This is a genomic window from uncultured Microscilla sp. (genome assembly GCF_947493425.1).
Classification (GTDB): Bacteria; Bacteroidota; Bacteroidia; order Cytophagales; family Microscillaceae; genus Microscilla.
In genome coordinates, this window is record NZ_CANLRP010000204.1 from 1 (window position 1) to 13,773 (window position 13,773).

The window sequence follows — 13,773 nt, forward strand, 5'->3', positions numbered from 1 at the left end:
CCTCTATCCGTTAACGTGAACCATTGGGTTATGCGTTGGGTGAGAATCCCCTTTGCTTTAGCTTGGGGAGTAGTCAAGTTTTTTTCGTTGGCGAAATACTGTGGTAATATTCTGAAACCAAGAATCTTGTTTAGTTGCTATCATTGCGTATTTAGTGTTTTTAAGTCAAATAGTGACTCGTAGTCATAAATGTATATTTTTATAATGGTTTTTAAGGCTGTTTTTGTATAAAATCAATAGAAAACCATTGTATTTTTATGTATAATTGTATTATAGTAATGTTGGTGCCACCTATGATTATAAGTCATGTACAAAAGCTTTATTTTGCTTCAGTCAAAGACTACATCGGAGCGAGCAGGGTTTTTGTACAAGTACCAAACAAATAGTGAACACGTTTTTCTGTATTACTATTTACGATTGTACGAAGTTTTTAAAATCCTTGATATACAAGTATTTACATATAAATCAAGGCGTTAATTTGTAGGGGCTACCCTTGCTGTAATGCAATGGAAGTTCTCGATTTATCGGAATGGTCGCCCTAGCAAAGAGCAAACATGAGCGTATACGCCGCCTTTTAAAAGTGAAAACAACCTTGTTTTTGTCCGCTTTAACCTTGCAAAATACTTATTATCAATTGATTACAAGACTTCGTACACTCCTAATTACTATTTTTAAATAAAATAAGTGCTAAAGCACAATTAGACAATACTTGTAGCTTGTTGCTGATTACTTGCAGCTACCTACTTTTTAAATTTACTCTACCCCATGGCCAATATTCTTGTTCTGGACAAAGACCCGCTCTTCATTCACCAGATAAACCGCCTGGCAGATAGCAAAGCCTATGATTTTACCTATGTAAACACACCTCGTCAGTTGTTTGACCAACTGGCAAAGGGTGTGTTTCCTGTATTAATGCTTGACTTAAGCATATTAGGTGCTCAGGCAGTGCAAGTAGTAAGACAAATAAAAACAAACGTACATTACAAAGAAACGGACATCATATTACTGACGAAAAGTCGTGAATCGTCGATATTAGCCGCTTGTTTACAGGCAGGCGCCTGCGATTTTATCACCAAACCCACCCGCGATCTGGTGCTACATGCCCGTATCAAGTCTATTGTACGCTCGCAAGTATACCAACACGAAATAGAAGAAAAACGTCTTTTGCTTGAAAATAAAACCCAAAAATTGGCAGACGTGAGTCAGGTACTCAAACAACAAACCTCTGATTTGCAGCAAGTAAACCGGAATATTCTGGACAGCATCGAGTATGCCAGCAACATTCAGGCAGCAGTGTTGCCCAACCCTGAAGAAATTAAGAAGTCGTTGCCCAACTCATTCATATTTTTTAAGCCTCGCGATATTGTAAGCGGAGATTTTTACTGGTTTAGAGAAGTAGGCGACAAGGTTGTAGTAGCAGCCATTGACTGTACCGGACACGGGGTGCCAGGGGCTTTTTTGGCGATTCTGGGTGACTCTGTCTTGTCACGCATTATTCATTACCATCAGATTTTACACGCCGATGAAATTCTCAACGAAATTCACGTAAACATCCAGCGTACTTTGCGACAAAATGAAACCACCAGTTACGATGGAATGGACATGGCGCTGTGTGTAATAGATAAAACCAATAAAAAGATTCAGTTTGCAGGAGCCCACAATCCTCTGGTGTATGTACAAGATGGGGAGTTGTGCCAAATCAAAGGCGATAAGGTAGCGGTAGGGGGGGCTCAATGGGATTGGGAGAAAGGGCCAAGGGTGTTTAAAAAACATGAAATTGACTATTCTAACAGTCAAAGCTTGAGTCTTTATATGTTTTCGGATGGTTACCAAGACCAGTTTGGGGGCAAAAAACTCAAAAAATTTCAACGAAAAAACTTTCGTAATTTGCTACACTCGGTGCACGACCAACCAGTAGAGGAACAAAAACGGGTATTAGACCATACCCTGACTGATTGGATTACCGAAGGAAACCAGGAACAAGTAGACGATATACTGGTGATTGGGGTAAAGCTCTGAATCTGCCTGCCTGTTGTGTTGTACTGGTCATTGAATCTTATCAAATTTTTTTGGTTTGCTACTTCACTGAGCCCTATATTTGCAAATTTGCCTGACTATGTTGGCTGTCATTGATGCCAAATGCTGGTACGCTGCTTCATTGCCCACCATATAACAGTAAAGAAACAATTACCAACCACTAATAATAAATATAAAATGACATTTACCACTCAAGAAATACCCACCTATCAGGGACACTGGTTGTTTAAAAGCGCTTTTGAATTACAGAAAAATGCCTTACTTTTTTTTGAAGAAAAACGCCAAACCTTAGGCCATACGTTTTATGTGGCGGTACCAGGCAGTAAGGTACTCATGACTGCCGACCCTGAACTCATTAAACATGTATTACAGACCAATCATAGAAATTACCCCAAAGACCAAACTTACGATCAATTGGCTATGCTATTGGGGCAAGGACTGATCACGAGCAAAGGTGAGCTTTGGAAAAAACAACGACGCATTGCCCAACCTACTTTTCATAAAACAAACCTTGAGAACTTGTTTGAGGCAATGACCACTGTAGCTCAGCAGTATTTAGAAGATTTAAGCCAAAAAAAGGGGCAAGTGGTAGACATTGCCAGAGAGATGATGGGAGTAACCGCAAAAATTGCGATGCGTTCATTGTTTAGTGCCGATGTAGAGGGCGACCTGAAAGAAATATACCGGGTGATTTCTTATGCACAAGAGTTTGTAGTAAAACGAGTAATGAATCCTTTGAATATTCCCCTTAACTACCTCGATGGTAGCTTGCGTAAGTTTAACCGTGAACGGGACACTATGTTAGGCATGGTCAATCGGTTGATAGAAGATCGCCGTCAGGACAGCAAGACTTACCCCGATTTTTTGCAAATGTTGATGGATGCCCGCTATGAAGATACTGGCGAGCCTATGCCAGTTGATTTGCTCAGAGATGAGTTGATTACTATTTTTTCGGCGGGGCACGAAACTTCTGCCAATGCCTTGTCCTGGACGTTGTACTTGCTGAGTCAACACCCCCACATTGCCCAAAAAGCAACCAAAGAAGCCCAGGATGTATTAAAAGGGGGCTTGCCAACATTTGCCGATCTAAAACAACTTACTTATACCCGTCAGGTAATAGAAGAAAGCATGCGGATGTACCCTCCAGCTTGGGGCATAGGCAGGTATGCCATTGAGCCCGACCAATGGCAAGACCATCAGATTTCGAAAAATACCATCATAGCTTGCGAAATCTATGGTTTGCATCATCACCCCGACTTGTGGGAAAATCCTGAAGTGTTTGACCCCGAAAGGTTTGCCCCAGCACAAGTCAAAGAGCGTCCCCGACACTATTACTTACCCTTTGGTGCAGGTCCGCGCATGTGTATTGGCAACCACTTTGCCATGATGGAAATGCAGCTTTTGTTGCCTTTGTTGTTGAGTAATTTTAAGTTTGAGTTGGTCGAAAACCAATCTATAGAAATGGAACCTTTGATTACTTTGCGTCCCAAAAATGGGATTCAGATGTGGTTGAGCTAGAGTGCTGTGCTAATCATGACAAGTGGTTTTAACTGATGTTACGCAGTAAGTTCCAAGCCTGCTTATTTATATTTATTGTTCTATGGCTGTATGGTTGCGCGATGCGTTGCATAACTAATGCCGCAATACAACCAATCTCACCATAGAAATTAAGACGACAAAGTAAGCCTGCGTAACTTGAGGTTTTAAATACAAGCAATAAAAAAAGCCCGTGATTAATCACGGGCTTAGTATCAATATTTTTAAGTGAAAAACGTAGCTTTTAGTGCCAAATACGCATCAAATACCATTTGTCTTTGTATTTTACCAAGTGGTATTTTACATTCATAATGTTGCCACTATTGCTAATGGTAAGGCTACCTTCGGCTTGCTCAAAGCCTTTTTCTTTTTTCAAACGAGGGCGGGAGTGGCGAATCATTCTTATTTTTGAAAAATCGCTGCCGTACATCTGCGAGTCATCATGTAGGCGCTTTACTTGCTTCTTTATGGCATCGTTTATCTTGCGTTCCAGCTCTTGGTAACTAAACTCTTTCCAGGGCTCTTTGTCCCTTTCTGGCATTCTCTTCATTACCTCTGCCAATATAGCCCGGTTGGGTGTAAGCTTATCCAATACCTTGAAGTTCTTGTTTTTTAACACCTTAAATATATCTTGAGATATTTTCTTAAAAACATCCTCTGTTTTTATCTTAGGTTTGACAGGAGCGTTTGTGGGGTATGTAAAGTTGCAAAACAACAAACAAACCAGCGGAATTAAGCATTTAAAAAGAGTTTTCATTCTATTATTTAATTTTTCTAAAAGTTGTCTGATTCCCTAATGAAGGGACGAGGTGAAACTGCATGAAGCACTCTTATTTTTGAGGGCAATAGGTTACACATTTCACTCTATGCTATAAGCTTGGTATTCAATAACAAAAACGCAAAATAGCCCCTATTCGTACATAATTAATTGAAAGTTAAATATTTTATTGAAGATATAGCTGCTTTTGCCAAAAATTGCAAGGGTGTATGGCAAACCATCAGAGCCAATAATTCAAAAGAACAAAACCAATTCAATGTTTTGATTGTCTGTGTATTGACAATTGTTTGGGCAGAGTTACTTCCCTGCTTCCCTGTCAGCCACTTGTTGCTCTAGTTTTTTGTACCAATCTTCGCCATAGCGACGTACCAAAGGAGTTTTCAAAAACTTGTACAAAGGCACCCCCAAAGCCTTGCCGTGTCCGCAGGCAGGCGAGCAAATTTGCCAACGATGATAGTTCAACGCCTCTTCTATATCTAGCTTGGTAATGCGAATAGGGTAAAGGTGGCAAGAGATCGGTTTGATAAAGTCTATTTCACCATTGAGGTAAGCTGTTTCTATGCCACACTTCAAAAACCCTTTGTCATCGTAATAAGCAAAAACGCACTCTTGGTCGTTGATAGTGGAGGTAGAGTAATCTCCCTCATGGTCTTTGATATACAAGCCCTCTTTGTCAATCACCTCTATAGCTTCAGGAGTCAGGTAAGGCTTTACTTTTTCGTATACAGCCTCAATTTTGGGTAGTTCTTCTTCTTCGAGCGGGGCACCCAGATGACCTTCTACACAACAAGCCCCCTTACATTTTTCTAAGTCACAAACAAAAAAGTTTTCAATGACATCGTCACTTATATAGGTATTTTCTACAACTAGCATGTTTTAATTTTTTATTATCGTCAGCAGTTTCTACAGGGACAAGTCGCAATACCTTGGTTAGGAATTACGAATGACTGAATTACGAATTTGAGAATTACGAATTACGAATTTGGCGAAGCCGTTTGTAATTGATCCATTTGTAATTATCTTCACGTCCGTTAGGAATTACGAGTTTGAGAATTACGAATTTGGCGAAGCCGTTTGTAATTGATCCATTTGTAATTATCTTCACGTCCGTTAGAAATTACGAGTTTGAGAATTACGAATTTGGCGAAGCCATTCGTGATTTATTCATTCGTAATTCGTAATTAAACAATTCGTAATTCATTTTACAGCCTTGAACCAACGTTTTTTGCGAAATTTACTAAAGTTTGGATAGATTTTGTACTTGCCTATCCCAGATGGCAACCTAGAGGAGGTACTCAACCAAGGTACGTTGGGCCTGAGCGAAAATAAAGTAAAGGCTACCTTGCCCACAATATGGTTTTCGGGCACCAACCCCCAATAACGCGAATCGAGCGAGTTGTGGCGGCTGTCGCCTAACATAAAATAGTAATTGTTTTTGAAAGTATAACGCTCTTGTACCTTGCCATCAATCAACAACTGGTTTTTGTAGATTTCTACCCGTCCTTTTTTCAAACCCTCAAAGCGTTGAATCAAGTCTTTGTACAAAATAACATTGCGGGAAATCATAGGCATTACTGTCCCTTTTTTGGGAATAATCAAAGGACCAAAAAAGTCTTCGTTCCAGTCAAAAGCCTCGTCTTGAGGAAAAATATGTGGATTGCGAACTTCTTTATTGGCTCTTATGAGCAAAGGCTTGTCACCGTTGGCCGAAAATTTCTTGTTTTGACTTAAGTTATTGGCTTGTGATTGGGTTGCCCAAAAGCGATAGCCTCCGCCATTGACTTCTTCATAACTGATACCTTGTTTATCCAATACCTCGTTGCCCCCTTTGCTTTGGGTACCAAAATTAAATTGATATAAGATCTTGCTACTAGAACCTTGTTTTTGCCCATTGACAATCAGCTGCATGTCCACTATTTTTACTGTATCGCCTGCCAATGCCACGCAACGTTTTACATAATGGGTTTTTTGGGAGACAGGGTGGTTGCTTGGTGGGTGATTAAACACTACTACGTCGCCTCGCTTGATGCTACTGTAGCCGGGCAAGCGGGTAGTAGGTAGCTTGGCAGCATCAAGATAAGTTTTGTGGGTACCCAACCCAGGAATGTGCATGCTTTGGTGGGTAAGCGGTATTTGAAGCCAGGTTTGGGGGGTACGGGGACCATAGTGTAGTTTGTTTACAAAAATGAAATCTCCTGTTTTGAGCGTGCCTTCCATAGAGTTGGAGGGAATGACGAATGCTTCCAGAAAAAACACTTTGACCACAATGGCAAGTAACAAAGCGATAAAAAAGGTTCTTACCCAGGTGCTAAAACTCGAACGTTTTTTCTTTTGTTTTTCTTGGGGAACAATGTCTAAATCCTTGTCTGGATTTGAAATTGGTGGTACACTCATACTTTTATATGATTAACAAGTTTAAACAAACTTTGAGAGTATTTGCATACTACTATACATTTTTCGGTTGTGAAGACACAACTCGAGGCGGACGCGCCGCTGGCAGTGTCTTAGTATAGGCAGTTGAAATTTAGTATTTGCGTCAAGTATTTTAAAACCTATAATAAAGAGAAGTCTACCCATACCTGCCAGGTTTTCAAAACCTGACAGGTATAAAAAGCTGTTTTTATTAAAAGTCTACCGACTGCACTACTTTACTGCCAGCTTGAGCCAAAATGTCTAGTACCTTAAATACTAAATACCTAACCCATTATTTCGGCGATTTTTGCGCCCTGACTTTACTTAAAAAAACTTGCGTAGCTAAGGCTATGCGCGATTTTTGAAGTTCGTCAGAAAACAAAACTCATCCCAAATAATAGCGCATTTACTTAATGTTTAAGGTACTAGTAGTATGGAGTATTTGATCAATTACACCCTAAACAGTTCATTTACAATCAAGTAAATACAAGTTTAATGTATAACTGGCATATTTCATAATTTTAAGCAGGGAAAAAGCCCGCTTTTCCCTGCCTTTGGCTTCAGCCTTTTTTTGTGCCTATTTTTCCAGGTTGAGCATATCAGCCATGCCAAATACCCCCTTTTTATCGTGTACCCACTCGGCAGCCATTACTGCGCCACTGGCAAAACCCTCTCTGGTGTGTGCCGTGTGTTTAATTTCTATATCGTCGATGTCTGATGTGTATTGAATAGTGTGGGTTCCTTTTACATCATGTTCGCGCAGCGATACTATAGGCAGTTCATGGGGTTGATTGCTCGCTTCATTGATCCACTTGGTTTTCTCAGTAAAGGTATCCAACAAACCCTCGGCAAGGGTAATGGCGGTGCCACTAGGTGCGTCTTTTTTTTCGGTATGATGAATCTCTTCCACGTTTACCTTGTAGTCGGTGTAGGGTTTCATCATGCGTGCCAGGTATTTGTTTAGTTGAAAAAACAAATTGACCCCCACGCTGTAGTTAGAGGCATAAAAAAACGCCCCTTCTTTTGCCCGGCAAAGAGCTTCTACCTCTTGTTTTTTCTCTAGCCAACCTGTAGTGCCCGATACCACCGGAATGCCTTGTTCTATACAAGTTTTAGTGTTGATATACGCCGACTCAGGCTGGGTAAACTCTATAGCCACGTCAGCGTCGTTGCGGGTAAGCTCTTTGAGGCGGTGCCCATTGCTTACATCTATCCGTTCTACCACTTCGTGACCTCGGTGAAGGGCAATTTTTTCTATGACCTTGCCCATTTTACCGTAGCCAATTAAAACAATTCGCATATTTTAGTATATTTTTATCTCCAGGTAATGAATATTGAATAAAATCTAAAACTATATGGCGCTTGATTGCTTTGCAAGATTTTTGGACTTTCTTTTGAATAAAGTCTCATAAAACCCTTACATTTAGGAGATTGATCTGATAAAATAATGTACTTTAGGATTCTTAATTTCGTATAGTAAAAACGGTACACCAAATATTGATACAATGGGTGCTTTTGAAAGGGTAAGTTTTTGAATGATCAAATTTTCTTATTTTTGCAAAAGCGCATGTGTTATCAACAAAGTTTTAACCACCTACTCATCTTGAGTTTAATACAAAAAGTGGTTGTTTAGATTTTTTTGAGTACAAACATAACCGCCACTTGTCGCCCCAAAGTTTAAACCATTTAGACATTGGCAATTAATAAGGTTCAAAATTATGAAACTATCCAATTTAAAGTATTTACTACTCTTCGCTGGGGTATTTTTGCTGGCGTTTCAGGCCACCATTCCTGAACTATCGCGCGAAGAAAGAAAAGCATTGAGAAGCGAAGCCAGAGACTTAAGGCGTAACCCATGGAAACTCAAAGCATTGAAAGATACGTTGGCGTCTACCCAAAAAGAATTATCGTCTTATCGCCAGCTTTACCGTGTAGCAAGAGGAAAAGAGTACGATTTTGAACAGTTGAAAGAAGTATTGTTGTTGAGGGTAGCAGACCTGGAAAAACAACTTGCCGAATGTCTTAAGAGAAAGCCTGGGGGCAATACCAATACTTTGATTGCCGCTACAGGTATTGTGTTTAGGGTACAAATAGGGGCTTTTCAGAAACAACAGCAAGACGTATACCGCCAAAACAATGTGCGGGGATACAAACTCGAAGAACGTGGTGGTTTGCTGAAGCATACTTTGGGTTTTTTTAATCATTATTTGCCTGCCAAAACATTGAGAGATTATTTGCTGAAACTAGGCGTACAAAAAGCCTGGGTAGTAGCTTTTAAAGACGGACAACGAATAAATATGGCAGATGCTTTGGCGCAAACCCTACAGGCCGAAGCCAAAAGCTTAAACACCAAAGGGGTGAGCTACAAGGTACGCATTGGCGACAATGACAAAACCAACGATTATTACCGTTTGTTGGGTAACTTCCAGCAATTCGAAGAGTCTCAGGCATTCCGAAAATACTTAAAAAGCCTGGGCATCAAAAAAGTGCAAATCATTGAGTTTATAGACGGACAACCTACCTCGGTAAAAGAAGAAAAATAGTTTTTCAATAGTCCATAGTATTTAGTCCGTAGTCCATAGCTGATTCGAGTAAATATTTACCTTATTAAGCCCTGTAAACCGAGCCTGTAGCTCTGCTACGGCGAGCTCAACGAAGTTAATCAGTAGTTTATACTAAAGTTGTGTACCTGCTTTATTTTTAAAAGGGTTCCAGTTTTAGGTCTACGCCGTACAATTAAATAGTTTTTAAAATCATAACCTACTGATAACCGAGCCTCTGGCGAGTCCTTAGATACCGATGTATATCGGTGCTCAACGAAGTTAATCGGTAGTCAACTTTGGCTAAAATCACTGCGGAGTATTGTTTTTAAAATAAATAAAAAATCCCGGTGAAGCGCAAAGCCTCACCGGGATTTTTTTTGTCATTCAAATGAGTTAGTCTCTCCAGTGAAACAACCATCAGAAGAGGCACTTGTGGCTGCCAGGCAATGCCTGCTTTCTGCTTATGCTTAGGAATGGTACCAAAATAAATACGCATTTTTAACCTCATCTTTTGAGGCTATACTTTGTTAAAAAATAGACGAATAGCGATGCTATGAGCCGATTTTTTGCCTCGTCTAGCAACAAAATATTTTAGCGTTACTATAGAAATTTATTTTTACACCATTCCTTAGGAATTGTTCAAAAATAAATTTACACTCTGAGGGGTGATTTTTCGCCTTGATACTTCGTTATTTTTATTGCCCGTAGCGCTGCTATGGGCGCAAAAAATAGCCTCGTCTCAAAACAAAACCTCTACCTCAAGAATGGTAATTTAATTTCTCACCATTCCTTAGCTTGTTATTACACCACTTCCTCGTTATTTTTTACTTCTACTACTTGTGCCATTACACTCAAGGCAATCTCTTGCGGAGTTTTGGCGTGGATGTTTACCCCCACTGGCGCATAAATACGGTCAGTTTCGTCGGAGGTAAAACCAGCTTCCTCCAAACGTTTGAGGCGCTTGGCGTGGGTTTTACGGCTACCTAAACACCCAATGTAGGCTACCTCTGAGCGGAGCAATAAATGCAATGCCTGATCGTCTATTTTAGGGTCGTGGCTCAGCAACACCGCATAAGTATCGTGGTTGAGCCTCAGCTTGGGCAATACCTGCGCTGGCCAGGCGTGGTACAGGTGGGCAGGTGGTGATAAGAACCGGGTTTTGGCGGTAAAAATCTGGCGTGGGTCTATGACTATAGTTTCAAAGTTGAATTGGTTTGCCAGGTCGATCAAGTCGAGCGAAATATGCGCCGAGCCCACAATCAACAGGCGGGTTTTTTCTGGAAAATCCTGGACAAACCACTGCTCGTCTTGGTGGTGTACAATTTGATGACGGTGGGTTTGGGCAACTGTTTGGGCGGCTTTTAGCAATGCTTCGCTGGCGCCCTCACCTTGTACCTCGCCCTTGGGTTGCACCAGCAAATGTTTACTTTGTTGCCCCGATAGTTGGCTCAGCAACACCGCCGCTTTATTGGTTCTTATGTTTTGTTGCAAGGCGTCCCATACCGCCTTTTCTGATGCTTGCATGGCCATAAAACGCTCTACAAATACCGTGACCTTGCCCCCACAGCTCAATCCTACCGCCCAGGCATCTTCGTTTTCCACCCCAAACTTCATCAGCTTGGGCGTGCCACTTTTAATTACTTCCAGTGCCTCTTTTATCACGGCACCTTCTATACAACCTCCGCTCACCGACCCAATTACTTCCATTTGGTCAGACACCGCCATAGCTGCGCCCGCCATACGTGGTGCCGAACGCCAGGTTTCTACTACAGTAGCCAGGGCAAAACTTTTGCGGGTTTCGACCCAGCCCTCAATTTGGGTAAATATATCCAGCATAATTGTAATGATTGCTTGTTGTAACGGGTAATATAACGACTATTTGTTGGCAACTCAACCTCCTACAATATTATTTGACCTACGTTGAATAAAAACAAACCGTCGCTTTTTGCGGGGCAGGGCAGTTTCAATCCTTGTTTTAATGGATATGGCTCTTAAGGGGTTACCCATATACACAGGCTTCGAGGGCTTACTAGTTTCAATCCTTGTTTTAGTGGATATGGTTCTTGAATACTTAACATAATATTATGTTATAGCGCTTTTGTATGTGTTTCAATCCTTGTTTTAATGGATATGCTTCTTAAAGGCAATCGTGTGTCTCTACTCTACCCTACTATTTTTCGCCCTGATTTGTGTCCTCACAAATCAAACCACCCACACACCCAAAAAACGACTTGTTTTGGGGTTTCGATCGCCCCCGTACAGCGGGATTTATCAATTGGTGAAGACACCATAGCCGTCAGGCTACTATTTTTTTGCCCCTGAAACATTTTTCAGTGCCCAAGTTTTGGCGATTCGATCAGCGCGTGGGGACACTCGCTGAGGCGGTGACGGTATTTTTTAAGTGATTTTTTACTATGCTCTTCTTAACCTGACGGCTATGGTGAAGACACGCAACCCCTGAGGACAAGCTCGGAGCAGGCGAGGCGAGGATGATGTTTTTTAAGAAATGTTGGGTAGAGTAGTGTTTCCCATTTACTATAAGTACAAAAGTTGTTTTAATGGATATGCTTCTTAAAGCAGAGCATTTAATTCTTTAATATGAAAAAAACTGAGTTTCAATCCTTGTTTTAATGGAAGTAGCTCTTAAAGAATCAGCTCTCAACTTTGTAAGCGCCACCTTGTTGGGTTTCAATCCTTGTTTTAATGGAAGTAGCTCTTAAAGCAAGATGCTGTTTGGTAAGGAACCAGAACATGTGCAGTTTCAATCCTTGTTTTAATGGAAGTAGCTCTTAAAGCATGACCTGCTTCGTGTCGTTCACTGTTTGTCCACAGTTTCAATCCTTGTTTTAATGGAAGTAGCTCTTAAAGCGTGAGATGTATATAGCGTTGGTTCAAAAACTAAGGTTTCAATCCTTGTTTTAATGGAAGTAGCTCTTAAAGTTTCTGCTCTAGCATTTTTGATAAGCGTTGTTTTGTTGTTTCAATCCTTGTTTTAATGGAAGTAGCTCTTAAAGAAATCAAGCACTTATTAGAATTGGAGAAATGGAAGTTTCAATCCTTGTTTTAATGGAAGTAGCTCTTAAAGACTTTTTACCTTTCTATCTGTTTTACCGTTTTTAACCCGTTTCAATCCTGTTATACTCTACCCAGCTTTTTTAAAAATTACCGTCCCCGCCTCGGTTGTGTGTCTTCACCAACCGATCGAAACCCATTGCTACGTTTCAATCCTTGTTTTAATGGAAGTAGCTCTTAAAGCTGGGTAGGCTGTCCTAAGCAAGCTGAAAAATACAAGTTTCAATCCTTGTTTTAATGGAAGTAGCTCTTAAAGTTTTTGAGCTGCCCCGTCTATGAGCCCCCAGATTTGCTGTTTCAATCCTTGTTTTAATGGAAGTAGCTCTTAAAGCAAGGTTCTTTTCTTGGGGGAGCCCCTAACGTTGAGTTTCAATCCTTGTTTTAATGGAAGTAGCTCTTAAAGATCAGGATACGCGAAAGAATAACCAACATAGGCCGCGGTTTCAATCCTTGTTTTAATGGAAGTAGCTCTTAAAGTCTACCGACGGCTACCGATTTAAATTCACCGAAATAGTTTCAATCCTTGTTTTAATGGAAGTAGCTCTTAAAGTTATTGCGAGGAAGATATTAATACTAACTATTAATGTTTCAATCCTTGTTTTAATGGAAGTAGCTCTTAAAGTGCTCTTTGGTAAGTGCCATGGGTGGACCCAATAGGCTGTTTCAATCCTTGTTTTAATGGAAGTAGCTCTTAAAGAAGGGACGAGTATGGGATAGATGATAAGACTATAGCGTTTCAATCCTTGTTTTAATGGAAGTAGCTCTTAAAGTGACTGAGCAATTTAATCAGACTAAAGAGAATTATGCGTTTCAATCCTTGTTTTAATGGAAGTAGCTCTTAAAGATGGAAATGTACGAGAAATAATGGTAACAAAAGTAGTTTCAATCCTTGTTTTAATGGAAGTAGCTCTTAAAGTGCCTGGTGCGTCGTGGTGCTTGCTTGTACTATAGAAGTTTCAATCCTTGTTTTAATGGAAGTAGCTCTTAAAGTTGGCAATGTTATATATGGAGATATTGATATAGAGAGTTTCAATCCTTGTTTTAATGGAAGTAGCTCTTAAAGTATAATGCCCACACTCATCGAAATGTTTCTGGAAGCGGTTTCAATCCTTGTTTTAATGGAAGTAGCTCTTAAAGCTATTTCTAATTTCTCGATTAGCTCGCTTGGTACTGTTTCAATCCTTGTTTTAATGGAAGTAGCTCTTAAAGTTATCTAACAGGGATTAAGGGGTAAGGAGTGCACACGTTTCAATCCTTGTTTTAATGGAAGTAGCTCTTAAAGAAATACCAGCACCGCGCCGGGGATTACCGCCCCGATAGTTTCAATCCTTGTTTTAATGGAAGTAGCTCTTAAAGATCTGGGAGTACCTAGACGAAACTAGTTACATGTACCGT

Annotated in this window: 9 protein-coding genes and 2 CRISPR repeat arrays; of the genes, 3 read left to right on the plus strand and 6 right to left on the minus strand. The window is 40.4% G+C overall.

The annotated features are described in order from the left end of the window. Nucleotides 1-765 precede the first annotated feature (765 nt). Together Q0954_RS29380 and Q0954_RS29385 are read left to right on the plus strand one after the other, a co-directional pair. Entirely contained in the window at nucleotides 766-2,019 is a 1,254-nt protein-coding gene (locus Q0954_RS29380; protein ID WP_299463937.1) for a SpoIIE family protein phosphatase, read from the plus strand. Nucleotides 2,020-2,214: 195 nt separating this feature from the next. Beyond that, the gene (locus Q0954_RS29385; protein WP_299463940.1) at nucleotides 2,215-3,555 is read left to right on the plus strand and encodes a cytochrome P450; all 1,341 of its coding nucleotides are present in this window, start codon (nucleotides 2,215-2,217) and stop codon (nucleotides 3,553-3,555) included. Nucleotides 3,556-3,817: 262 nt separating this feature from the next. On the opposite strand, the gene Q0954_RS29390 is transcribed toward Q0954_RS29385, so the two are convergent. The 4 genes from Q0954_RS29390 to dapB form a co-directional block, all read right to left on the minus strand. Then, nucleotides 3,818-4,330: a hypothetical protein gene (locus Q0954_RS29390; protein ID WP_299463943.1), complete on the minus strand. Its 513-nt coding sequence runs from the start codon at nucleotides 4,328-4,330 to the stop codon at nucleotides 3,818-3,820. Nucleotides 4,331-4,648: 318 nt separating this feature from the next. After that, nucleotides 4,649-5,224: a DUF3109 family protein gene (locus tag Q0954_RS29395; RefSeq protein WP_299463945.1), complete on the minus strand. Its 576-nt coding sequence runs from the start codon at nucleotides 5,222-5,224 to the stop codon at nucleotides 4,649-4,651. 324 nt (nucleotides 5,225-5,548) lie between these two features. After that, nucleotides 5,549-6,745 carry a signal peptidase I gene (gene lepB / locus Q0954_RS29400; RefSeq protein ID WP_299463949.1) on the minus strand — a complete coding sequence of 399 codons (1,197 nt, stop codon included), beginning with the start codon at nucleotides 6,743-6,745 and terminating at the stop codon, nucleotides 5,549-5,551. 595 nt (nucleotides 6,746-7,340) lie between these two features. After that, entirely contained in the window at nucleotides 7,341-8,063 is a 723-nt protein-coding gene (gene dapB / locus Q0954_RS29405; RefSeq protein WP_299463952.1) for a 4-hydroxy-tetrahydrodipicolinate reductase, read from the minus strand. A gap of 418 nt (nucleotides 8,064-8,481) precedes the next feature. Here dapB and Q0954_RS29410 point away from each other — a divergent pair, with 418 nt between their 5' ends. Next, nucleotides 8,482-9,306: a hypothetical protein gene (locus Q0954_RS29410; protein ID WP_299463955.1), complete on the plus strand. Its 825-nt coding sequence runs from the start codon at nucleotides 8,482-8,484 to the stop codon at nucleotides 9,304-9,306. Between the two features lie 325 nt (nucleotides 9,307-9,631). Here Q0954_RS29410 and Q0954_RS29415 read toward each other — a convergent pair whose 3' ends face one another. Continuing rightward, the gene (locus Q0954_RS29415) at nucleotides 9,632-9,802 is read right to left on the minus strand and encodes a hypothetical protein (RefSeq protein WP_299463958.1); all 171 of its coding nucleotides are present in this window, start codon (nucleotides 9,800-9,802) and stop codon (nucleotides 9,632-9,634) included. A 305-nt stretch (nucleotides 9,803-10,107) separates the two neighbouring features. Further along, on the minus strand, nucleotides 10,108-11,142 hold the full coding sequence (locus Q0954_RS29420; protein WP_299463960.1) for an XdhC family protein: 1,035 nt from the start codon (nucleotides 11,140-11,142) through the stop codon (nucleotides 10,108-10,110). A 704-nt stretch (nucleotides 11,143-11,846) separates the two neighbouring features. Then, a CRISPR array of direct repeats spans nucleotides 11,847-12,391; the repeat unit is 37 nt; unit sequence GTTTCAATCCTTGTTTTAATGGAAGTAGCTCTTAAAG. A 133-nt stretch (nucleotides 12,392-12,524) separates the two neighbouring features. Continuing rightward, nucleotides 12,525-13,734: a CRISPR direct-repeat array (repeat unit 37 nt; unit sequence GTTTCAATCCTTGTTTTAATGGAAGTAGCTCTTAAAG). Nucleotides 13,735-13,773: the final 39 nt, after the last annotated feature.